The 21,428-nt window shown below is 39.3% G+C and carries 24 protein-coding genes; 23 read left to right on the forward strand and 1 reads right to left on the reverse strand.

From position 1 onward, the window contains the following. The first annotated feature begins 64 nt into the window (after positions 1 to 64). Positions 65 to 1,954, forward strand: a complete 1,890-nt coding sequence (gene mnmG / locus BKG94_RS04565; RefSeq protein WP_077434673.1) for a tRNA uridine-5-carboxymethylaminomethyl(34) synthesis enzyme MnmG — start codon at positions 65 to 67, stop codon at positions 1,952 to 1,954. 78 nt (positions 1,955 to 2,032) lie between these two features. On the opposite strand, the gene BKG94_RS04570 is transcribed toward mnmG, so the two are convergent. Continuing rightward, positions 2,033 to 2,878 carry an SDR family oxidoreductase gene (locus BKG94_RS04570; RefSeq protein WP_077434675.1) on the reverse strand — a complete coding sequence of 282 codons (846 nt, stop codon included), beginning with the start codon at positions 2,876 to 2,878 and terminating at the stop codon, positions 2,033 to 2,035. A 157-nt stretch (positions 2,879 to 3,035) separates the two neighbouring features. Between BKG94_RS04570 and BKG94_RS04575 the strand changes: the two genes are divergently transcribed. The 22 genes from BKG94_RS04575 to fruK all read left to right on the forward strand — a co-directional run bounded on the left by BKG94_RS04575 (position 3,036) and on the right by fruK (position 21,425). Further along, positions 3,036 to 3,398, forward strand: coding sequence for a winged helix-turn-helix transcriptional regulator (locus BKG94_RS04575; protein WP_077434677.1), 363 nt, complete (start codon positions 3,036 to 3,038; stop codon positions 3,396 to 3,398). 58 nt (positions 3,399 to 3,456) lie between these two features. After that, positions 3,457 to 4,068, forward strand: a complete 612-nt coding sequence (rsmG, locus tag BKG94_RS04580) for a 16S rRNA (guanine(527)-N(7))-methyltransferase RsmG (protein ID WP_077434679.1) — start codon at positions 3,457 to 3,459, stop codon at positions 4,066 to 4,068. A gap of 123 nt (positions 4,069 to 4,191) precedes the next feature. Further along, complete coding sequence (locus BKG94_RS04585; protein ID WP_077434681.1) at positions 4,192 to 4,566, forward strand: ATP synthase subunit I; 375 nt, start codon at positions 4,192 to 4,194, stop codon at positions 4,564 to 4,566. A 25-nt stretch (positions 4,567 to 4,591) separates the two neighbouring features. Beyond that, positions 4,592 to 5,380 carry a F0F1 ATP synthase subunit A gene (gene atpB, locus BKG94_RS04590; RefSeq protein WP_077434683.1) on the forward strand — a complete coding sequence of 263 codons (789 nt, stop codon included), beginning with the start codon at positions 4,592 to 4,594 and terminating at the stop codon, positions 5,378 to 5,380. 50 nt (positions 5,381 to 5,430) lie between these two features. After that, positions 5,431 to 5,685, forward strand: a complete 255-nt coding sequence (gene atpE / locus BKG94_RS04595; protein WP_077434685.1) for a F0F1 ATP synthase subunit C — start codon at positions 5,431 to 5,433, stop codon at positions 5,683 to 5,685. A gap of 48 nt (positions 5,686 to 5,733) precedes the next feature. Continuing rightward, a complete protein-coding gene (atpF, locus tag BKG94_RS04600) occupies positions 5,734 to 6,204 on the forward strand; it encodes a F0F1 ATP synthase subunit B (RefSeq protein WP_077434687.1) in 471 nt (156 codons plus the stop codon). A gap of 13 nt (positions 6,205 to 6,217) precedes the next feature. Further along, positions 6,218 to 6,763, forward strand: coding sequence for a F0F1 ATP synthase subunit delta (atpH, locus tag BKG94_RS04605; RefSeq protein WP_077434689.1), 546 nt, complete (start codon positions 6,218 to 6,220; stop codon positions 6,761 to 6,763). A 15-nt stretch (positions 6,764 to 6,778) separates the two neighbouring features. Next, complete coding sequence (atpA, locus tag BKG94_RS04610; protein WP_077434691.1) at positions 6,779 to 8,320, forward strand: F0F1 ATP synthase subunit alpha; 1,542 nt, start codon at positions 6,779 to 6,781, stop codon at positions 8,318 to 8,320. A 17-nt stretch (positions 8,321 to 8,337) separates the two neighbouring features. Further along, positions 8,338 to 9,207 (forward strand): F0F1 ATP synthase subunit gamma, encoded by an 870-nt coding sequence (atpG, locus tag BKG94_RS04615; RefSeq protein WP_077434693.1) that lies wholly within the window; start codon positions 8,338 to 8,340, stop codon positions 9,205 to 9,207. 16 nt (positions 9,208 to 9,223) lie between these two features. Continuing rightward, positions 9,224 to 10,597 carry a F0F1 ATP synthase subunit beta gene (gene atpD, locus BKG94_RS04620; RefSeq protein ID WP_018355849.1) on the forward strand — a complete coding sequence of 458 codons (1,374 nt, stop codon included), beginning with the start codon at positions 9,224 to 9,226 and terminating at the stop codon, positions 10,595 to 10,597. Between the two features lie 30 nt (positions 10,598 to 10,627). Next, the gene (locus BKG94_RS04625; RefSeq protein ID WP_077434695.1) at positions 10,628 to 11,056 is read left to right on the forward strand and encodes a F0F1 ATP synthase subunit epsilon; all 429 of its coding nucleotides are present in this window, start codon (positions 10,628 to 10,630) and stop codon (positions 11,054 to 11,056) included. A gap of 125 nt (positions 11,057 to 11,181) precedes the next feature. Further along, the gene (pyrR, locus tag BKG94_RS04630) at positions 11,182 to 11,721 is read left to right on the forward strand and encodes a bifunctional pyr operon transcriptional regulator/uracil phosphoribosyltransferase PyrR (protein WP_077434697.1); all 540 of its coding nucleotides are present in this window, start codon (positions 11,182 to 11,184) and stop codon (positions 11,719 to 11,721) included. Positions 11,722 to 11,794: 73 nt separating this feature from the next. Continuing rightward, complete coding sequence (locus BKG94_RS04635; protein WP_077434699.1) at positions 11,795 to 12,727, forward strand: peptidylprolyl isomerase; 933 nt, start codon at positions 11,795 to 11,797, stop codon at positions 12,725 to 12,727. A gap of 66 nt (positions 12,728 to 12,793) precedes the next feature. Continuing rightward, a complete protein-coding gene (mltG, locus tag BKG94_RS04640) occupies positions 12,794 to 13,840 on the forward strand; it encodes an endolytic transglycosylase MltG (RefSeq protein WP_077434701.1) in 1,047 nt (348 codons plus the stop codon). A 1-nt stretch (position 13,841) separates the two neighbouring features. Next, positions 13,842 to 14,474: a dTMP kinase gene (gene tmk, locus BKG94_RS04645; RefSeq protein ID WP_077434703.1), complete on the forward strand. Its 633-nt coding sequence runs from the start codon at positions 13,842 to 13,844 to the stop codon at positions 14,472 to 14,474. Then, positions 14,471 to 15,454, forward strand: a complete 984-nt coding sequence (locus BKG94_RS04650) for a DNA polymerase III subunit delta' (RefSeq protein ID WP_077434705.1) — start codon at positions 14,471 to 14,473, stop codon at positions 15,452 to 15,454. The genes tmk and BKG94_RS04650 overlap by 4 nt, the downstream gene beginning before the upstream one ends. A 41-nt stretch (positions 15,455 to 15,495) precedes the next feature. After that, positions 15,496 to 16,278, forward strand: a complete 783-nt coding sequence (locus BKG94_RS04655) for a TatD family hydrolase (RefSeq protein ID WP_077434707.1) — start codon at positions 15,496 to 15,498, stop codon at positions 16,276 to 16,278. Positions 16,279 to 16,306: 28 nt separating this feature from the next. Beyond that, positions 16,307 to 16,831 carry a DUF1523 family protein gene (locus tag BKG94_RS04660; protein WP_077434709.1) on the forward strand — a complete coding sequence of 175 codons (525 nt, stop codon included), beginning with the start codon at positions 16,307 to 16,309 and terminating at the stop codon, positions 16,829 to 16,831. Between the two features lie 160 nt (positions 16,832 to 16,991). Then, the gene (gene paeA / locus BKG94_RS04665; RefSeq protein ID WP_077434711.1) at positions 16,992 to 18,284 is read left to right on the forward strand and encodes a polyamine export protein PaeA; all 1,293 of its coding nucleotides are present in this window, start codon (positions 16,992 to 16,994) and stop codon (positions 18,282 to 18,284) included. Positions 18,285 to 18,363: 79 nt separating this feature from the next. Next, positions 18,364 to 18,885, forward strand: coding sequence for a hypothetical protein (locus tag BKG94_RS04670; RefSeq protein WP_077434713.1), 522 nt, complete (start codon positions 18,364 to 18,366; stop codon positions 18,883 to 18,885). Positions 18,886 to 18,957: 72 nt separating this feature from the next. Further along, the gene (fruB, locus tag BKG94_RS04675) at positions 18,958 to 20,481 is read left to right on the forward strand and encodes a fused PTS fructose transporter subunit IIA/HPr protein (protein WP_077434715.1); all 1,524 of its coding nucleotides are present in this window, start codon (positions 18,958 to 18,960) and stop codon (positions 20,479 to 20,481) included. Positions 20,482 to 20,483: 2 nt separating this feature from the next. After that, positions 20,484 to 21,425: a 1-phosphofructokinase gene (gene fruK / locus BKG94_RS04680; protein ID WP_077434717.1), complete on the forward strand. Its 942-nt coding sequence runs from the start codon at positions 20,484 to 20,486 to the stop codon at positions 21,423 to 21,425. The last annotated feature ends 3 nt before the right edge of the window (positions 21,426 to 21,428 follow it).

A 21,428-nucleotide genomic window follows, 5' to 3' on the forward strand; every position in this document is an offset into this window, starting at 1 on the left:
TCAAGCAAAATCGAATTTCTGTAGAATAGCCCACATTTTTAGATCCTAATAATTAGAGAAAACGATGTTTTATACTGAAACTTACGATGTGATCGTCATTGGTGGTGGTCATGCTGGAACGGAAGCGGCATTAGCGCCTGCCCGTATGGGGTTAAAAACCCTTTTATTAACGCATAATGTAGATACTTTAGGGCAAATGTCTTGTAATCCTGCTATTGGGGGGATCGGAAAAGGTCATTTGGTAAGAGAAGTCGATGCCATGGGTGGTTTAATGGCTCACGCAGCGGATAAGGCTGGAATTCAATTTCGTACTTTAAATAGTAGTAAAGGCCCTGCTGTACGTGCCACACGTGCACAAGCTGATCGTGTGTTATATCGCCAAGCTGTACGTGTTGCCCTTGAAAATCAGCCCAACCTTGATATTTTCCAACAAGAAGCTACGGATATTTTAATTGAACAGGATAGAGTAACCGGTGTCACCACTAAGATGGGCTTAACATTCTGTGCAAAATCGGTAATTCTAACAGCCGGTACTTTTTTGGCTGGCAAGATCCATATTGGACTGGAAAATTATGAAGGAGGACGTGCAGGCGATCCTGCTTCAACCACATTAGCGGAACGTTTACGCGATCTGAATTTACGTGTGGATCGCCTAAAAACAGGTACACCACCACGCATTGATGCTCGTACTATCAATTTTGATGTCCTCACCAAACAGCATGGCGACTCCGTATTACCGGTATTTTCATTTATGGGATCGCTGTCGGATCATCCACAGCAAATTCCTTGTTATATTACCCATACTAATGAACAAACTCACGAAGTGATCCGCAACAATTTGGATCGTAGCCCGATGTACACCGGTGTGATCGAAGGGATCGGACCTCGTTATTGTCCTTCTATTGAAGATAAAGTGATGCGCTTTGCGGATCGTAATTCCCATCAAATTTATTTAGAGCCGGAAGGATTAACCAGTAATGAAATCTATCCAAATGGGATTTCAACCAGTCTTCCCTTTGATGTGCAAATGAAGATCGTTAATTCAATGAAAGGCTTGGAAAATGCTCGAATTATCAAACCGGGTTATGCCATTGAATATGATTATTTTGATCCGCGTGATCTCAAACCAACCTTAGAAACCAAAGCCATTTCAGGATTATTCTTTGCCGGTCAAATTAATGGTACGACCGGATATGAAGAAGCTGCCGCACAGGGGTTACTTGCAGGGATTAATGCAGGACTTTATGTACAAGAGAAAGAGGCATGGTATCCACGTCGTGATCAAGCCTATACCGGTGTATTAGTTGATGATCTTTGCACACTCGGCACAAAAGAACCTTACCGAGTGTTTACTTCCCGTGCAGAATATCGCTTATTGTTACGCGAAGATAATGCGGATATTCGCTTAACCCCAATTGCCCATGAATTTGGTTTAATTGATGAAGCTCGTTGGGCTCGTTTTAATCAGAAAATGGAAAATATTGAACGTGAACGTCAGCGTTTACGCAGTATTTGGTTACATCCCCGTTCGGAATATCTGGAAGAAGCCAATAAAGTTTTGGGAAGCCCATTAGTTCGTGAAGCCAATGGTGAAGATTTATTACGGCGTCCGGAAATGAATTATGAAATTTTGACTTCTCTCACACCTTATCAACCGGCAATGGAAGATAAAGAAGCAGTAGAACAAGTGGAAATTGCCATTAAATATCAAGGCTATATTGATCACCAAGAAGAAGAAATTGAAAAACAAAAACGCCACGAAAACACCGCGATTCCGCCACAATTTGATTATACAAAAGTATCGGGTTTATCTAACGAAGTTCGTGCGAAGTTGGAACAGCATCGCCCTGTTTCTATCGGGCAAGCAAGCCGTATTTCCGGTATCACACCCGCAGCGATTTCAATTATTTTAGTTAATTTGAAAAAACAAGGAATGTTGAAACGTGGGGAATAAACTTTCTGTGTTTGAAATCACTTATTGAAAATTGAAAGGAGAAAGTGCGGTGAATTCTACCGCACTTTTTTATATCAATTATAAGGATTGTTTTACCGCTACATCTAACTCTGCCGTTGGGCGACCGAGCAATTTCTCAAGAGTTTTATCTTCTGAAAATAATGCACCTTTTGAGGCATCTACATCCCATTGAGCAATTAAACCTGCAAAGTCTGAATCTAAGCCGGCTTGTACCAGAGCCTCTGCATAATCTTCAGCAGGAAGATCTACATAAGGAATATTTCTACCAGTTTGTTTGCTAATTTCTGCCGCAAGATCTGTTAATGTCCAGCTGGTTGAACCGGCTAATTCATAAGTTTTATTTTCGTGACCTTCGCCTAATGCCACATTCACAGCCGTTTCTGCTAATTCGGCACGAAGTGCGGATGAAATTCGACCATTCTTTGCAGAACCATAGAAAGCATTATTTGCCAATGCCGCAGGGATTGAAGAGGTATAATTTTCAGTGTACCAGCCATTGCGTAAAATGGTGTAAGTGATGCCTGAAGATTTTAATGCTGCTTCAGTTTCAACGTGTTCGCCGGCAAGGGATTTCACAGTATTATCATTTGTCGCACCAAGTAAGCTAGTATAAATAATATGTTTTACACCCGCTTTTTTTGCTGATTCAATAGCGTTTTTATGTTGTGCGGAACGTTGTCCGATTTCATTACTTGAGACTAAAATTAATGTATCTATACCTTTTAACGCCTCCACTTGTCCTTCTGTTTTTGAATAATCAAATTTTCGTGCTTCTACGCCTGAAATTTTTTCCGGAGAACGTACAAGGGCTATAACATCGGCATTTTTTGTTTTTAATAAATCTAATGCGATGGCACCGAATTGACCTGTTGCACCTGTGATAGCAATAGTTTTGTTTGTCATATTGTTTTCCTTTTTTCTAGTGTTAAATATTTGACCTTGTTGGTTAACGGTTACTATAATAATCTCAAAACTTACTTTTTATAAGTACTTACATAAAAGTAAGTTTTGAGAGATTTTTAGGAAAAATACTAACTTAATGATTTTAAAGGAAATAAAAATGGAAAAATTTTTTGAACGTGGAAATGTTTTGGCTTCAGCTTGTCCTTCTCGGCAAATTTTGCAGCATTTAACCAGTCGTTGGGGAGTATTAGTACTAATAAGTTTACATTCAGGTACTAAACGTTTTAGTGAATTGCGTCGTATGATTGATGGAGTGAGTGAACGAATGTTGACTAAAACACTACAAGAGTTGGAAGAAGACGGAATGTTAATTAGAAAATCTTACAATACTGTACCACCGCACGTGGATTACACGTTAACAGAATTTGGTATACAGGCATCAAATAAAATGTTTGAGTTAGTTGATTGGCTGGAAACGAATTTAACTGGGATTTTGCAGCAGAAATCGAAAAAGCCGTAGAATAACGACCGCACTTTCAAGTAGAATGGACTGAATTCTTACTAAACGTATATTATCAATGAAAGCAAAATTAGACCGATTGCTTACACAGGCAAATATTCAATTAAGCGATCCACAAAAACAGCAACTAATCGATCTTGTCAATTTATTAAATAAATGGAACAAAGCCTATAATTTAACCTCAGTGCGTGATCCACAAGAAATGCTGGTGAAACATATTCTGGATAGTCTTGTGGTGAGTCCTTATTTACAAGGTGACTGTTTTATTGATGTGGGGACCGGCCCCGGTTTACCCGGTTTACCTCTAGCGATTGCAAACCCAAATAAGCGCTTTGTATTGTTAGATAGTTTAGGTAAACGTATTAGTTTTATTCGTAATTCAATACGTGAATTAAAGTTAACAAATGTTACGCCTATACTAAGTCGCGTGGAAGAATATCAACCTAATGAAAAATTCGATGGGGTATTGAGCCGGGCATTTGCTTCACTCAAAGATATGACAAATTGGTGCCATCATCTTCCAAAAGAAAGTGGGTATTTTTATGCATTAAAGGGGGTTTATCATATGGAAGAAGTGCAAGAATTGGATGATAAATATACAGTGCAACAAATAATCCCCTTACAAGTGCCGGAATTAGTAGGTGAACGACATTTAATCGTTTTACAGTAAATCGTTACATATTTGTAAAATTTTTTCAAAACTGTGATTTAGTTAACGTTTTTTTGGTAGTTTTTAAGTTGAATCTGATTTTTTCAAGAGTATAATTACTAACGTTTAAGGTTATCAAAAATAATGTCGAGAATTATACAACAAGCGAAAATTCAGTATCGAAAAGCTATTCAGATTGAATTAGTCATCATGTTACTATTCGCTTGTTTTTTTGCATTTTGGCAAATGAAAAGTGCCTTTGATTTTTTACTTGGATTTATTTCGGCACTACTTCCTTTCAGTGTTTTTGTGTACGTCGTTTTTTATCGAAAACAATATTTATCGGCAAAATTAACCGCACTTTATAGAGGTGAAGCCATCAAGTTTGTGTTAACCATTGTATTGATTATTGCATCATTCAAATGGTTTTTGGTAACAAACTTTGTGATTTTCTTTAGTGGTTTTTTTATGGCATTAATTTTGAATAATTTAATTCCATTTTTACTAAATAGGTCTTAAGTTTATATTTTAAAAAGGGTTAACTATGTCTGGACAAACAACTGCAGGATATATCAGTCACCACTTAGCCTTTCTAAAAACAGGTGATGGCTTTTGGAATATCCATGTTGATACTTTATTTTTCTCAATCCTGTCCGCTGCTATTTTTCTTTTTATTTTCAGAAGAGTTGCAAAGAAAGCTACACCTGGAGTACCGGGAAAATTACAATGTTTAGTTGAAATTGTGGTAGATTGGGTTAACGGTATTGTTAAAGAAAATTTCCACGGACCGAGAGATGTGGTTGCTCCAATTGCATTAACCATTTTCTGTTGGGTATTCATTATGAATGCAATCGATTTGGTTCCTGTCGATTTTCTTCCTCAATTAGCAGGTCTGTTTGGTATTCATTACCTTCGTGCTGTGCCTACTGCTGATATTAGTGCCACTTTAGGTATGTCTATTTGTGTTTTTTTCTTAATCATCTTTTATACGATAAAGTCTAAAGGGTTTGGCGGTTTAGTTAAAGAATATACTTTGCATCCGTTTAATCATTGGGCGCTTATTCCTGTTAACTTTATTCTTGAAACCGTAACATTACTAGCTAAACCAATTTCTCTTGGTTTCCGTTTATTTGGTAATATGTATGCGGGAGAATTAATCTTTATTCTTATTGCTGTGATGTATTCAGCAAATACGGTCATTGCAGCTTTAGGAATTCCACTACACCTTGCTTGGGCTATTTTCCATATTTTGGTTATTACGTTACAAGCATTCATCTTTATGATGTTAACGGTGGTTTATTTGAGTATGGCTTATAATAAAGCCGAACATTAATTTTTTATTAACTGGCTCTAGGGCTAACTTTACTTCTATTGGAGAACATTATGGAAACTGTAATTACAGCTACAATTATCGGTGCATCAATCCTTCTTGCAGTTGCAGCACTTGGCACAGCAATTGGTTTTGCTATCTTAGGCGGTAAATTTTTGGAATCATCAGCTCGCCAACCTGAATTGGCTTCTAGCTTACAAACTAAAATGTTTATCGTAGCCGGGCTTTTAGATGCGATTGCGATGATTGCTGTTGGTATTTCCTTACTATTCATCTTTGCGAATCCATTTATCGGTTTATTACAATAATCCCTTATTTGCTTATCAACGTAAAACAAGCATTTTAAGGAGGACGTTGTGAATTTAAATGCAACATTAATTGGTCAACTTATTTCATTCGCTCTATTCGTATGGTTTTGTATGAAATTTGTATGGCCGCCAATTATTAAAGCAATTGAAACACGTCAAAGCCAAATTGCCAATGCATTAGCATCTGCGGAAGCTGCCAAAAAAGAACAAGCAGAAACTAAATTCCTTGCGGAAGAAGAAATTTCAAAAGCAAAAATTCAAGCTCAAGAAATTATCGATGCTGCAAATAAACGACGTAATGAAGTGCTTGACGAAGTAAAAACCGAAGCTGAAGAGCTTAAAGCGAAAATTATTGAACAGGGTTATGCGGAAGTTGAGGCTGAACGTAAACGTGTTCAAGAGGAATTACGTCTTAAAGTGGCTTCCTTAGCAATTGCCGGTGCTGAGAAAATTGTGGGTCGCACTATTGATGAAGCGGCAAACAATGACATTATTGATAAATTAGTTGCAGAACTATAAGAGGCTTTAGCTTATGTCAGAATTAACTACGATAGCTCGCCCTTATGCCAAAGCAGCATTTGATTTTGCCATAGAGCAATCCGTAAACGATAAAAGTGCGGTAGAAAAATGGACAGAAATGTTGGGATTTCTTTCCGCACTTGTGGAAGACGAACAAATGAAAGAATTTCTTATTAGTTCGCTCTCTTCACAAAAAGTAGCGGATACGGTAATTTCAATTTGTGGTGAACAGCTAGATCAATATGGGCAAAATCTTATTCGGTTAATGGCTGAAAATAAGCGTTTGAGTGCTATTCCTGCGGTATTTTCCGAATTTACCCGTTATGTGGAAGAACATCAAGCCATTGCAGAGGTACAGGTAATTTCTGCACAACCATTGAATGCAACTCAAATTGAAAAAATTGCTGCGGCAATGGAAAAAAGATTAGCTCGCAAAGTGAAAGTAAATTGCAACGTGGATGATTCGCTTATTGCTGGTGTAATTATCCGTACGGAAGATTTTGTGATTGATGGTAGTAGCCGTGGACAGCTCGACCGTCTGGCAAATGAGTTGCAATGATAAGAGGAATAAAAGATGCAACTAAATTCAACTGAAATTAGTGAATTGATTAAAAAACGAATTGCTCAGTTTGATGTAGTGAGTGAAGCTCGCAACACTGGGACAATTGTTTCCGTAAGTGACGGTATTATTCGTATTCACGGTTTGAGCGATGTAATGCAAGGGGAAATGATTGCATTACCGGGAAATCGCTATGCAATGGCACTAAACCTTGAACGTGACTCGGTAGGTGCAGTTGTAATGGGACCTTACGCAGATTTAGCGGAAGGAATGGAAGTCCAATGTACCGGTCGTATTTTAGAAGTACCGGTAGGCCGTGGCTTGTTAGGTCGTGTGGTCAATACCCTTGGTCAACCAATTGACGGTAAAGGTGAAATCGAAAATGATGGCTTTTCACCGGTTGAGGTGATTGCTCCGGGTGTTATCGAACGTAAATCGGTCGATCAACCGGTACAAACCGGTTATAAAGCGGTGGACTCTATGGTGCCGATCGGCCGAGGTCAGCGTGAATTGATCATCGGAGACCGCCAAACCGGTAAAACAGCACTAGCGATTGATGCGATCATTAACCAACGTGATTCAGGAATTAAATGTATCTATGTTGCCATTGGTCAAAAAGCATCAACCATTGCAAATGTCGTGCGTAAATTAGAAGAACATGGTGCTTTGGCAAATACCATTGTGGTTGCTGCATCAGCATCTGAATCTGCCGCATTACAATATCTTGCCCCTTATGCTGGTTGTGCAATGGGTGAATATTTCCGTGATCGTGGTGAAGATGCATTAATTGTTTATGATGATTTATCAAAACAAGCCGTTGCTTACCGTCAAATTTCATTGTTATTACGCCGTCCACCGGGTCGTGAAGCTTATCCTGGAGATGTTTTCTATTTACACTCACGTTTACTTGAACGCGCTGCTCGTGTTAATGAAGAATATGTAGAAAAATTTACTAACGGTGAAGTAAAAGGAAAAACAGGTTCTTTAACTGCCCTTCCTATTATTGAAACTCAAGCAGGTGACGTTTCTGCATTCGTACCAACCAACGTGATTTCCATTACCGATGGTCAGATTTTCTTAGAATCTAACTTATTTAACTCAGGTATTCGTCCTGCGGTAAACCCGGGTATTTCGGTATCTCGTGTAGGTGGTGCAGCACAAACTAAAGTGGTGAAAAAATTAGCCGGTGGGATTCGTACTGCATTAGCACAATATCGTGAATTGGCAGCATTTGCGCAATTTGCCTCTGATCTTGATGATGCAACCCGTAAACAGCTTTCTCACGGTGAAAAAGTTACCGAATTATTGAAACAAAAACAATATGCGCCGCTGAGTGTTGCAGAGCAATCTGTGTTGCTTTTCGCTGTTGAGTTTGGTTATTTGGAAGACGTAGAACTGCAAAAAATTGCAAGTTTTGAGACCGCACTTTTAGACTATGCTCACCGTAACCATGGCGACTTTATGGCAGAATTGACCAAAACCGGTAATTACAATGATGAGATAAAAGACACATTGAAAACGATTTTGGATAGTTTTAAAGCCAATAGTGCTTGGTAATATAACGGAGAAAGAAGATGGCAGGTGCAAAAGAGATAAAAACCAAAATTGCCAGTGTACAAAGTACACAAAAAATTACTAAGGCAATGGAAATGGTTGCTACCTCGAAAATGCGTAAAACGCAAGATCGTATGGCGGCTTCTCGTCCGTATTCTGAAACAATACGAAATGTTATCAGCCACGTCTCTAAAGCCAATATCGATTATAAACACCCGTTTTTAGTTCAACGAGAAGTAAAAAAGGTTGGGATTTTAGTTGTCTCGACAGACCGCGGAATGTGTGGTGGTTTGAATATTAATTTATTCAAAACTGTGATGACAGAAATCAAACAATGGAAGGATAAAGGCGTTACTGTAGAGCTAGGATTAATCGGCTCAAAAGGAATTAATTTTTTCCGTTCATTGGGGTTATCTGTACGTGGACAGCTTTCCGGTTTGGGTGATAATCCGGCAATGGAAGATTTAATTGGTGTGGCAAACGGTATGTTTGATGTTTATAAAAATGGTGAAGTCGATGCGGTTTATATCGCCTACAATAAATTCATCAATACAATGACACAATCGCCCGTTTATCAACAATTGATTCCATTACCGGAGTTAGAAACCGATAATTTAGAACAAAAACAAAATACTTGGGATTACCTTTACGAGCCGGAGCCAAAAGTTTTATTAGACAGTTTGCTCACTCGTTATTTGGAATCACAAGTATATCAATCTGTGGTGGATAACCTTGCTTCCGAGCAGGCTGCCCGTATGGTAGCAATGAAAGCGGCGACTGATAACGCAGGAAATTTAATTAATGACTTGCAATTAGTTTATAACAAAGCCCGTCAAGCAAGTATTACAAATGAATTAAATGAAATCGTTGCCGGTGCGGCTGCGATTTAAGGAAAGAGGAAAGGTAATGTCAGCAGGAAAAATTGTACAAATCATCGGTGCGGTGATTGACGTTGAATTCCCACAAGATGCAGTACCAAAAGTTTACGATGCATTAAAAGTTGAATCTGGTTTAACCCTTGAAGTTCAACAGCAATTAGGTGGCGGTGTTGTTCGCTGTATCGCATTGGGTACATCTGATGGCTTGAAACGTGGTTTAAAAGTAGAAAATACCGGAAATCCAATTCAGGTACCGGTGGGGACTAAAACCCTAGGCCGAATTATGAATGTGTTAGGTGAACCAATTGATGAGCGTGGTGAAATCGGCGCAGAAGAAAATTGGTCTATTCACCGTGCAGCGCCAAGTTACGAAGAACAATCAAACAGTACGGAATTACTTGAAACCGGTATTAAAGTTATCGACTTAATTTGTCCTTTTGCAAAAGGGGGGAAAGTTGGTCTTTTCGGTGGTGCGGGTGTAGGTAAAACCGTTAATATGATGGAATTAATCCGTAATATAGCGATTGAACACTCAGGTTATTCCGTATTTGCCGGTGTAGGTGAACGTACTCGTGAAGGTAACGATTTCTATCACGAAATGACAGAATCTAACGTATTGGATAAAGTATCGTTGGTTTACGGTCAAATGAACGAGCCACCGGGTAACCGTTTACGTGTTGCATTAACCGGTTTAACCATGGCTGAAAAATTCCGTGATGAAGGTCGTGACGTATTATTCTTCGTGGATAATATTTATCGTTATACCCTTGCAGGTACTGAAGTATCAGCACTTTTAGGTCGTATGCCGTCCGCAGTAGGTTACCAACCGACCCTTGCAGAAGAAATGGGTGTATTACAAGAACGTATTACATCAACTAAAACAGGTTCTATTACTTCCGTACAAGCCGTTTATGTACCGGCGGATGACTTAACAGACCCTTCTCCGGCGACAACCTTTGCACACTTAGACTCGACAGTTGTATTAAGTCGTCAAATTGCCTCTTTGGGTATTTATCCGGCGGTTGACCCATTAGATTCCACATCACGTCAATTAGATCCACTTGTTGTTGGTCAAGAACATTATGATGTGGCGCGTGGTGTACAAGGTATCTTACAACGCTATAAAGAATTGAAAGATATTATTGCAATTCTTGGTATGGATGAATTATCTGAAGAAGATAAACTTGTGGTGGCTCGTGCCCGTAAAATCGAACGTTTCTTATCACAACCGTTCTTCGTGGCAGAAGTCTTTACAGGTTCACCGGGTAAATATGTGTCATTAAAAGACACCATTCGTGGTTTCAAAGGTATCTTAGAGGGTGAATACGACCATATCCCAGAACAAGCGTTCTATATGGTGGGTTCAATCGAAGAAGTGCTAGAAAAAGCCAAAAATATGTAATCACTTCAAGTCATTTGAAGGAGAACAAAAATGGCGACATTTAACCTAACAATAGTCAGCGCAGAGCAAAAAATCTTTGAAGGTGCGGTTAAACAAATCCAAGCAACCGGTGTGGAAGGTGAACTCGGAATTTTACCGAACCACACACCATTGTTAACAGCGATTAAGCCGGGAATTGTGAAATTTACCCTTGAAGATGATAAAGAAGAAGTGATCTACGTATCGGGTGGCTTTTTAGAGGTTCAACCCCAAATTGTTACTGTTTTGGCTGATGTAGCAATTCGTGGTAGTGAGTTAGATGCGGATCGTATTCGTGAAGCAAAACGCAAAGCTGAAGAAAATATTGTGGCACACGTTGCTGATGTTGATCACGAAGTACTGGTGGCAAAACTCTCCAAAGAGTTAGCAAAACTCCGAGCTTACGAGATGACAGAAAAACTTGTGAAATCAAAAAGATAATAAAAAGTGCGGTTAAATTTAACCGCACTTTTTGTTTATAGGGTGCATCATTCATTAAAAGCAATTAAATTTCATTTATTTTTATGGTATTTTACCGACTATTTCACAGTTAATTTGGATGAATTATGGAAAAAATCATTATTGATGAAAATCAGTTTCATCGCACTATTTCTCGTATTTCCCATGAAATTATTGAAAAACACCCTAGTTTAGACAATGTTGTTATTGTTGGTATTAAACGTCGTGGTGCGGAAATTGCTACGTTGATCAAACGCAAAATTATAGATCTAATTAACGTGGAGATTCCTTCAATGGAATTGGATATTACATTTTATCGTGATGATTTACAGCGTACTGAACCTGAAAATTCAATGCCTGTGTATAGTGGTGCATCACAATATTTGAATGTAAAAGATAAAGATGTGATTTTAATTGATGATGTTTTATTCACAGGGAGAACTATCCGTGCGGCAATGGATGCGCTCACCGATTTTGGTCGTGCTGCAAAAATTGAATTGGTTATTTTTGTTGATCGTGGGCATCGTGAATTACCTATTCGGGCAGATTATGTAGGTAAAAATGTACCGACCAGCCGAGAAGAAAAAGTGCAAGTTCGTACTGAAAAATATGATGGATGTTATGAAGTGGCATTATTATCAAAATAATCCTAAGCTATTGTGAACCTTGTTTAAAATTGATACTCTAACGAGCGTCAGGCTCATTTAAAGAAAAATAAATATGAAAAAATCAGTATTAAAATCTCTTTTTATTGTCACATTGGGTGTACTTTCATTTTCTTCTGTTTATGCAGAAGAACGAGTAATTGCGACAGTAGATGGTATTCCTGTGCTAGAAAGCCAAGTGCGTGCAGCAATGGGGAAAAAAGGTAATCACCAAGCTGCATTAAATAAAGTCATTGATGATATTTTGGTACAAAAAGCCATTAAAGAATCCGGTGTGAAGGTTAATCCTAGAGAAATTGATCTTATTGTAGAGGATATTGCAGCGAAAAATGGTTTAACCTACGGTCAATTTTTAGATGCTTTGGATTATCAAGGTATTTCTCTTAAAGCGTTCAAACAGCAAATTGCTAACCAAATGATGATGTCGGGAGTACGTAATCACGCAATTAGTAACAGCGTACAAGTAACCCGTGAAGAGGTAGATGCGCTTGGACAGAAAATGTTGAATGAAGCAAGAGCAAATGGCACAGAGAAAAAAGTAACCGGTAAAGAATATGAAGTTCGTCATATCCTTTTAAAACTTAACCCTATGTTGAATGATGTGCAGGCAAAAGCGGAACTTCAACAAATTCGTGCAGATATTATTTCTGGTAAAATGACTTTTGCGGATGCTGCATTAAAATATTCTAAAGATTACTTATCAGGCGCTAATGGCGGTAGTTTAGGCTATGCATTCCCTGAAACCTATGTCGGATCTTTTGCTAAAGCGGTACAAACCACTAAACAAGGTAGTATTTCCGCACCTTTTAAATCAGAATTTGGTTGGCATATTTTAGAAGTAACCGGTACGCGTGATGGTGATCGTACAGAAGATGCCTATCGTCAAAAAGCGTACGAGAAAATTGTGAATAGCCAGTTACAAGATGCAACCAAAGATTGGGTAAAAGCCCTACGTAAGACTGCAGATATTCAATATTTTAATCGATAAATTTGCATTTTGTGTGAGAGGGGCATTTTGCCCCTCTTATTGTTTTCATTCCATTGTATTGATTCTATGAAAAAATTTTTTATTAGCTTATTTATTTTTCTTTTGATTCTTATTGCTGGTGGCTTTTGGGGTTATCAGAAACTCAACTCTTTTCAACAAGAAACAATAAATGTTCGACCTGATCAACTTTTGTTTATTGAGCGTGGCACAACAGGCAAAAAATTAGCCACACTTTTTGAACAAGAAAAATTAATCGAAAATGCACAACTTCTCCCCTATTTATTAAAATTAAAACCGGAATTAAATAAAATTAAAGCAGGGGTCTATTCTTTAAATGGAATTCAAACCGTACAAGATCTCTTAACGTTACTTAATTCGGGAAAAGAGGCTCAATTTAACGTGAAATTTATTGAGGGAAAAACCTTCAAAGAATGGCGAAAAAACCTCGAAAATGCACCGCACTTAAAACAGACGTTAAAAGATAAAACTGATCAAGAAATTTTTAAGTTACTTGATATTCCCAGCATTCTAAAAAGTATTGGTGAATATAAAAATCTTGATGGCTGGTTATATCCGGATACCTATAATTACACACCAAACTCAACGGATTTAGAATTGCTCCAGCGGGCAGTAGAACGTTTGAAGAAAGCTTTAGATAAAGCATGGAATGAACGTGATGAAAATCTTCCGTTAGCAAATCCTCACGAGATGTTAGTATTAGCTTCTATTGTAGAAAAAGAAACGGGTATTGCGGCCGAGCGGGCGAAAGTGGCTTCTGTGTTTATTAACCGTCTTAATGCAAAAATGAAATTACAAACCGATCCCACTGTCATTTATGGTATGGGAGAAAGTTATCAGGGAAATATTCGCAAAAAAGATTTAGAAACACCTACTGCCTATAATACTTATATTATCGACGGATTACCGCCCACCCCCATTGCAATGGTGAGTGAAAGTGCTTTGCAAGCGGTAGCACATCCTGAAAAAACCGATTTTTACTATTTTGTCGCCGATGGAAGTGGTGGGCATAAATTTACACGTAACTTAAATGAGCATAATAAAGCGGTACAAGAATATTTGCGTTGGTACCGTAATCAAAAGAATGGAAAATAATATGACCGGAAAATTTATTGTCATTGAGGGATTAGAAGGTGCAGGAAAAAGCACGGCTCATCAGTCAGTGGTGAAGATATTAAATGAATTGGGTATTCACGATGTGGTGTTTACCCGAGAGCCGGGGGGAACCCCTTTGGCGGAAAAATTACGTCAGCTGATAAAACACGAAAAAGAAGAACCGATAACGGATAAAGCAGAATTATTAATGCTTTATGCAGCCCGTATCCAATTAGTTGAGAATGTGATTAAACCGGCACTTGCCCAAGGGAAATGGGTAGTGGGAGATCGTCACGATATGTCATCTCAGGCTTATCAAGGCGGTGGTCGTCAGCTTGACCCGCATTTTATGAAAACCTTAAAAGAAACGGTTTTAGGGGATTTTGAGCCGGATCTTACCCTCTATTTAGATATCGATCCTGTTGTGGGTTTAGCACGGGCTCGTGGACGGGGAGAATTAGACCGTATTGAACAAATGGATCTTGAGTTTTTCCACCGCACTCGCTCCCGTTATTTGGATTTGGTGAAAGATAATCCTAAAGCTGTCATTATCAATGCAGAACAAAGTATTGAACAAGTGCGGGCGGATATTGAAAGTGCGGTTAAAAATTGGTGGAAACATATCGAAAAATGACCGCACTTTATCCTTGGCTTGTGCCTACTTACGTAAAAATCGCTCAAACTTTCTCGGAAGGTTTAGGGCATCATGCCGTGCTGATAAAATCTGATTCGGGATTGGGTGTAGAACAGCTTTTTGAGACACTTTCCCGCCGTATTATGTGTCTGGAAGCTCAAAGCACAGAACCTTGTGGCCAATGTCATACTTGTCATTTAATGCAGGCTCACAGCCATCCTGATTACCACGAATTACATTCAATAGAAGGAAAAGATATTGGGGTGGATCAGGTACGTGAAATGACGGAAATTGTGGCACAACACGCCCAACAAAATGGCAATAAAGTGGTGTATGTGAAAGAGGCAGAACGTTTAACGGAAGCCGCAGCTAATGCGCTGCTTAAAACCTTGGAAGAACCTCGCCCTAACACCTATTTTTTGTTGCAGGCAGACAGCGCTGCGAGTTTGTTAGCGACAATTTACAGTCGTTGTCAGGTATGGAATTTGTCATCACCGCCAACGGAAATCGCACTGGATTGGTTGCAAACGCAATGTGAGGCAGAAACACAAGAAATTTTAACCGCACTTTCAATGAGCTTAGGCCGCCCGCTGTTTGCCTTGGAGGTATTACAACAGGGGCTAATTGAACAGCGGAAAGATTTTCTTCGTCAATTTTGGCGTTTTTATCGTCGTCGCTCCCCTTTGGAACTTCTCCCGTTATTCGATAAGGAACATTATATTCGCCAATTGGACTGGATTTTGGCATTTCTTTCCGACAGCCTGAAACATAAACTTGAGATTAGTCATTATCGTCAAGTCACGGATTTAGTGCGTGGTGTTGAACAATTTAGTGATGAACAAACGGTGCTTGGTTTATTGCAAGCCATTCAAATTGTGCAAAAAGTGCGGTCAGATTTATTATCAATTAATGGTGTGAACGTAGAATTAATGCTGTTAGACGGTTTGACCAAACTTGTTACAGATGTGTTTGAAAAATAATATTGGTGCTTTTTCACCGAAAAATAAAGGAAAAATCATTTATGTTTATCGTTGATTCCCACTGCCATTTAGATGCATTGGATTATGATAATTTGCACAAAAATATCGCAGATGTAGTGGAAAAAGCCTATGCACGAGATGTGAAACATTTGCTTGCCATTGGTGTGACATTAAGCCGATTTGAAAAAGCCTACGAATGGTTGAAAGGGTTTGATAACATCTCATTAGCCTGTGGTGTGCATCCGTTGGATTTTGAAGAAGAACCCTATGATGCTGAACGCTTGCTACGTTTGGCGCAGGACAAAAAAGTTATCGCCATTGGTGAAATTGGCTTGGATTATTATTACAGTGCGGATAATAAAACAGAACAACAAAGGATATTTGCCAACCAAATTGATATTGCAAACCAACTCAATAAACCGGTGATTATCCATACCCGTTCAGCCGCTGATGACACGATTTTGATGTTGCGTGAACATCAGGCGGAAAAATGCGGTGGTGTCATCCATTGTTTCACCGAAACCCTAGAATTTGCTAAAAAAGCCTTAGACTTGGGGTTTTATATTTCCTGTTCCGGCATCATTACCTTTAAAAATGCCGAAGCCATTCGTGAAGCCATTCGTTATGTACCGGTCGATCGTTTATTGGTGGAAACAGATTCGCCTTATCTCGCACCGGTGCCTTATCGTGGTAAGGAAAATCAACCGGCTTATACGCGAGAAGTGTGTGAATATGTGGCAGCGTTAAAAGGGCTATCTATGGAAGAATTTGCCCAAATCACCACACAAAATTTCGAACGTTTATTTAAAATTAATGTACAATAAATACTCAATGTGAAAGAGAGAAAGGACTATGCGTAAATTTTTCAAATATTTTCTATTTTTAGTGGTGTTTGCTTTCCACGGTTTTATGTTTTCCGTGGTGAACTATGTCTTTCCCCATTATGATGTCACTCGTGTCACCGGTGTGGAAGTGAAACGTGTTGATAAAGACGGCCCGATTACCAAATCCAATCCGGCTGATGGCCCGACCCGTGATGTATATTACATCAATACACAAAATGATGAGGGTAAAATAATGGTTTACCGTAACGAAGATACCCGTTGGGGTTTTCCTTTCTATTTTAAATTCGGTTCTGCCAATTTACAGGCTGAAGCCCAAGCCATGGGAAATGAAAATAAACTGGTGCAAATCAAATACTATGGTTGGCGTCTCACCATGTTTGATGAGTTCCGCAATGCAGTTTCCGTGAAAGAAATCAGCGGTGATGTTACCCCAAGCCATCCGATTTTATCTTGGGTGTTTTATGCGTTTTTACTGGTAACATTATTCCTTTCCATTCAGTTTGTTCGTGGCTGGTTTGACAGCGAAAACTAAGATTTCATTTCCTTCAAAGTGCGGTTAAAAATAACGGTATTATTCAATAATAATGTAGGGACACACTGCGTGTGTCCGTTATAAAATCAAATTATTTCAATATGTTAGCGGACACACCCATCGTGTCCCTACTAAACCCCATCAAGTTTACGAGAAAATTATGAGTTTATTTGCAGCGATTTTAGTCATAATCGTGTTAATTATCATCAGTGCTATTGTTTCATCGGCAGAAATTTCCCTTGCCGGTGCGCGCCGTATTAAATTGCAAAATATGGCAAATGAGGGCAATCTTAAAGCAGAGCAGGTTCTGAAACTACAAGAACAGCCGGGACGATTTATCACCGTGGTGCAAATTGGTTTAAATATGGTTGCGGTGCTCGGAGGGATGATTGGTGAAGCAAACCTGAGTATTCATTTACAACATTTTTTAAGCGGACATATTCGGGATTCTTGGATTGACCCTGCTTCATCTTGGATGGCTTTTTTACTTGTTACCTGCTCTTTTATTCTTTTAGCAGACTTAATGCCGAAACGCCTTGCGCTGATTAATCCTGAAGCGGTTGCATTGCGAACTGTCGGTATTATGCAAGTGCTTATTTTTCTATTAAAACCGATCGTTTGGATATTTGATGGATTATCAAATTTACTTTTCAAGCTCTTTGGTGTATCAACCCTGCGAGATGATAATATGACACCGGAAGATATTGTTGCGGTTGTTGAGGCGGGTGCTGAAGCCGGTGTATTAAAAACCCAACAGCATTATCTCATTGAAAATATTTTTGATATGCAAGAACGCACAGTCACTTCCACCATGACGACCCGTGAAAATATCGTGTATTTAGACCGCACTTTTAGCCGTCAAGAGGTGGTGGATACCCTTGCCCGTGATTCTCACTCTAAAATTGTTATTTGTGATAATAGTCTGGATAAAATTTTAGGCTATGTAGAATCCCATACTTTACTGACTATGTATTTACAAAATGCGAATGTGTCATTGACGGATCCTAAATTATTACGCAAAGCCTTGTTTGTGCCGGATACTCTTTCTCTTTATGAGGTGTTGGAATTATTTAAATCAACCGGTGAAGATTTCGCCATTATCGTCAATGAATATGCCTTGGTAGTGGGGATAGTAACGCTCAATGACGTCATGAGTATTGTAATGGGCGAGTTAGTATCTAATGAGGAAGAACAAATCGTCAGCCGTGATGAAAATTCTTGGCTAATTGACGGAGCCACTCCTCTTGAAGATGTGATGCGTGTATTGGATATTGAATCATTCCCTGATGAAGAAAATTATGAAACCATCAGCGGATTTATGATGTATATGTTGCGTAAAATCCCGAAAAAGACCGATTTTGTTGTTTATGGCAAGTATAAATTTGAAGTGATTGATACGGAAAATTTCAAGATCGATCAAATTTTAGTGTCTCTTGTAAAAGAGAGCGAATAACCCGGAGCTTTCTTGCGTAATCCCTCGTAGCCAGTATAATGGCGACGATTTATTTCAGACTCTGATGAAAGGAATTATTATGTTTAAAAAAATCTCAATATTGCTGTTTTCTATTATTTTAACCGCTTGTTCTTCCGTCACCTCTTATATTCCTTTTATGGATGGCGACAAAAAAGTGATTAATTTGGATAAAGACAAGATTGATCAGAAATCTTACGCGGCGGCGTATGAAGCAACCGTGGCAACCTATAAAGGTCGTGTAAATGAAAATTTCTATGTGGATAATTTTGCCAGTGGTGCCAATGACTGGTATTTAGGTCGTATTTTAGTGCCGATTAAACAAATTCAAGACAAACTTTATAGCGGCGGCCATGATTCCGATGTGTATGCTTATTATAGCGGCGTATTACACGCAGAAGCCTTACAAAATAACTTTAATCGTTTAAGCCAAACTTGCTGGAGCAAGTTAGATTCACCAAGTATCACCCAAGGGATTTATGATGCCATGCGTGATTTGAAGAAAGGCAAAGCACGAGATGAAAATGATGAATACATCGCAAAAGGCAGCGATGAACTGTTAAAAATTTGTACATCTAAATAATAAATTAAACTGTTGATAGGATCGCACTATCAGCAGTTTTTCTTTTTCTAAATCTTAGACTAAGGAGTAAGAATGTTAGAACTTTCGGAAAGCAACATTCATTTAAATATCAGCGCAGAAACTAAGCAGCAAGCCATTGAAATGGCCGCTCGTGCCTTGGAAACAGCGGGCAACGTAGAATCAGGCTATTTACAGGGAATGTTGGCGCGTGAGCAACAAACATCCACGTTTCTCGGTAATGGTATTGCGATTCCTCACGGCACTTTGGAAACACGTGATATGGTGAAAAAAACCGGCGTACAAGTATTCCAATTTCCTCAAGGGATTGAATGGGGAGAAGGCAACATTGCCTATGTGGTGATTGGGATTGCCGCCCGTTCCGATGAACATTTGGCGTTATTATGTCAATTAACTCACGTGCTTGGCGATGAGGACACTGCCGCAAAATTAGCAAGCCTAACCGATGTGGCACAGTTCCGCGCGATTTTAATGGGCGAAAGCATGGAAGATTTTACACTTCCTAAAGAAAACATTCGTTTAGATGTTGATACTTCAAGTTTACTAACCTTAGTAGCAATGAATGCCGGTCAATTACAAGCACAAAGTGCGGTAGAAAACAGCTTCGTTTCTGAAGTTATTGGCAATGCCGCATTGCCGTTGGGTAAAGGATTATGGATAACGGATGCGGTCTCCGGTAATGTAAAAAATGCCTTAGCATTTAGTCGTGCAAAAACTATTTTTAGCCACAATGGCAAGCCGGTAAAAGGGGTAATAACCGTTTCAGCCGTAAATGACGCGATTAATCCGATCTTAACCCGTTTACTTGAAGAAAATGTGCAAACAGCGTTATTAAATGGAAATTCTACTGAAATTTTGACCGCACTTTTAGGTGGTGAGGTGGCGGTTTCAGATCAAACTCAGACGACACCAATTTCAAGTGCTGTGGTGGGGACTTTTACCATTCGTAACGAACACGGTTTACACGCCCGTCCGAGTGCAGTGCTAGTCAATGAAGTGAAAAAATTTGCTGCAAAAATTACCGTACAAAATATCACTCGTGGTAGTGAACCTGTGAGTGCAAAAAGTTTAATGAAAATCGTGGCATTGGGTGTGATACAAGGACATCGTTTACGTTTTGTGGCGGAAGGAGATGATGCCAAACAAGCCATTGAAGCTCTTGGAAAAGTGATTGCAGAAGGCTTAGGGGAAAATGTTTCTTCAGTACCGCCGGCAGAACCGGATACGATTGAAGTGATGGGGGAACAAACCCTTGCGCCGGAAGTGGCAGAAGATAATGGTTTACCTTCCGATGCGATTGAAGCTGTATTTGTGATTAATAATGAGCATGGCTTACATGCTTGTCCAAGTGCTGTATTAGCCAATGAAGTGAAAAAATATAATGCTTCTGTGGCTGTGCAAAATCTTGATCGCGATTCCCAATTAGTGAGCGCCAAAAGCCTGATGAAAATTGTCGCATTAGGGGGGGTGAAAGGTTCCCGTTTACGTTTCGTGGCAACAGGCGAGCAAGCGAAAGATGCGATTGAAGGCATTCGTCTTGCCATTGAATCCGGTCTTGGCGAAGGGAAAGGGGAATAATCATGGCAAAGGTGGCAACCATTACGTTAAATACTGCCTATGATTTAGTCGGTCGCTTATCACGCATTGAATTAGGCGAAGTGAATACCGTTGAAACCCTTGGGCTTTTCCCCGCAGGTAAAGGCATTAATGTGGCAAAAGTGCTGAAAGATTTAGGTGTCGATGTGGCGGTCGGCGGATTTCTGGGTGAAGACAATGTCGGTGATTTTGAACAAATGTTTAAAAAGCAAGATTTACAGGATAAATTCCACCGCGTTGCCGGAAAAACCCGCATTAATGTCAAAATCACCGAAACTGAAGCTGATGTGACGGATTTAAATTTTTTAGGTTATGAAATCAGCCCACAAGCATGGCAGCAATTTGCCGCCGATTCTTTAGCCTATTGCTTGGATTACGATATTGTCGCTGTGTGTGGTAGCCTGCCTCGTGGTGTTACACCGGAATTATTTGCCGAATGGTTAAATCAATTACATCAAGAAGGTGTAAAAGTGGTGCTGGATACCAGCAATGCAGCACTTAATGCCGGTTTGAAAGCCCACCCTTGGTTGGTAAAACCTAATCATCGGGAATTAGAGGCTTGGATTGGTCATCCACTTCATTCTGAGGAAGAAATTATCAATGCCGCACAACAGTTAAAAGCACAAGGGATTGAAAATGTAATCATTTCCATGGGAGCAGAGGGATCTTTATGGATTAATAACGAAGGGGTAATAAAAGCACAACCACCAAAATGTGAGAATGTAGTGAGCACAGTGGGTGCGGGTGATTCAATGGTAGCCGGGTTAATTTATGGTATTGAGAAAGGGTTATCAAAACCAGAAACCTTAGCCTTTGCCAGCGCGGTGTCTGCTTTTGCCGTATCGCAAAGTAATGTGGGGGTAAGCGACCCGACATTGCTTGACCCTATTTTAAACCAAGTGAAGATTACAGAGATTGAAGGATAATAA

Origin of the sequence: Rodentibacter ratti (genome assembly GCF_002000485.1) — a bacterium.
Taxonomy (GTDB): domain Bacteria; phylum Pseudomonadota; class Gammaproteobacteria; order Enterobacterales; family Pasteurellaceae; genus Rodentibacter; species Rodentibacter ratti.

What these genes read in the sequence shown, in the direction of transcription:
- mnmG (WP_077434673.1), top strand. Translation starts at nt 65, where the DNA reads ATGTTTTATACTGAAACTTACGATGTGATCGTCATTGGTGGTGGTCAT.
- BKG94_RS04570 (WP_077434675.1), bottom strand. Translation starts at nt 2,878, where the DNA reads ATGACAAACAAAACTATTGCTATCACAGGTGCAACAGGTCAATTCGGT.
- BKG94_RS04575 (WP_077434677.1), top strand. Translation starts at nt 3,036, where the DNA reads ATGGAAAAATTTTTTGAACGTGGAAATGTTTTGGCTTCAGCTTGTCCT.
- rsmG (WP_077434679.1), top strand. Translation starts at nt 3,457, where the DNA reads ATGAAAGCAAAATTAGACCGATTGCTTACACAGGCAAATATTCAATTA.
- BKG94_RS04585 (WP_077434681.1), top strand. Translation starts at nt 4,192, where the DNA reads ATGTCGAGAATTATACAACAAGCGAAAATTCAGTATCGAAAAGCTATT.
- atpB (WP_077434683.1), top strand. Translation starts at nt 4,592, where the DNA reads ATGTCTGGACAAACAACTGCAGGATATATCAGTCACCACTTAGCCTTT.
- atpE (WP_077434685.1), top strand. Translation starts at nt 5,431, where the DNA reads ATGGAAACTGTAATTACAGCTACAATTATCGGTGCATCAATCCTTCTT.
- atpH (WP_077434689.1), top strand. Translation starts at nt 6,218, where the DNA reads ATGTCAGAATTAACTACGATAGCTCGCCCTTATGCCAAAGCAGCATTT.
- atpA (WP_077434691.1), top strand. Translation starts at nt 6,779, where the DNA reads ATGCAACTAAATTCAACTGAAATTAGTGAATTGATTAAAAAACGAATT.
- atpG (WP_077434693.1), top strand. Translation starts at nt 8,338, where the DNA reads ATGGCAGGTGCAAAAGAGATAAAAACCAAAATTGCCAGTGTACAAAGT.
- atpD (WP_018355849.1), top strand. Translation starts at nt 9,224, where the DNA reads ATGTCAGCAGGAAAAATTGTACAAATCATCGGTGCGGTGATTGACGTT.
- BKG94_RS04625 (WP_077434695.1), top strand. Translation starts at nt 10,628, where the DNA reads ATGGCGACATTTAACCTAACAATAGTCAGCGCAGAGCAAAAAATCTTT.
- pyrR (WP_077434697.1), top strand. Translation starts at nt 11,182, where the DNA reads ATGGAAAAAATCATTATTGATGAAAATCAGTTTCATCGCACTATTTCT.
- BKG94_RS04635 (WP_077434699.1), top strand. Translation starts at nt 11,795, where the DNA reads ATGAAAAAATCAGTATTAAAATCTCTTTTTATTGTCACATTGGGTGTA.
- mltG (WP_077434701.1), top strand. Translation starts at nt 12,794, where the DNA reads ATGAAAAAATTTTTTATTAGCTTATTTATTTTTCTTTTGATTCTTATT.
- tmk (WP_077434703.1), top strand. Translation starts at nt 13,842, where the DNA reads ATGACCGGAAAATTTATTGTCATTGAGGGATTAGAAGGTGCAGGAAAA.
- BKG94_RS04650 (WP_077434705.1), top strand. Translation starts at nt 14,471, where the DNA reads ATGACCGCACTTTATCCTTGGCTTGTGCCTACTTACGTAAAAATCGCT.
- BKG94_RS04655 (WP_077434707.1), top strand. Translation starts at nt 15,496, where the DNA reads ATGTTTATCGTTGATTCCCACTGCCATTTAGATGCATTGGATTATGAT.
- BKG94_RS04660 (WP_077434709.1), top strand. Translation starts at nt 16,307, where the DNA reads ATGCGTAAATTTTTCAAATATTTTCTATTTTTAGTGGTGTTTGCTTTC.
- paeA (WP_077434711.1), top strand. Translation starts at nt 16,992, where the DNA reads ATGAGTTTATTTGCAGCGATTTTAGTCATAATCGTGTTAATTATCATC.
- BKG94_RS04670 (WP_077434713.1), top strand. Translation starts at nt 18,364, where the DNA reads ATGTTTAAAAAAATCTCAATATTGCTGTTTTCTATTATTTTAACCGCT.
- fruB (WP_077434715.1), top strand. Translation starts at nt 18,958, where the DNA reads ATGTTAGAACTTTCGGAAAGCAACATTCATTTAAATATCAGCGCAGAA.
- fruK (WP_077434717.1), top strand. Translation starts at nt 20,484, where the DNA reads ATGGCAAAGGTGGCAACCATTACGTTAAATACTGCCTATGATTTAGTC.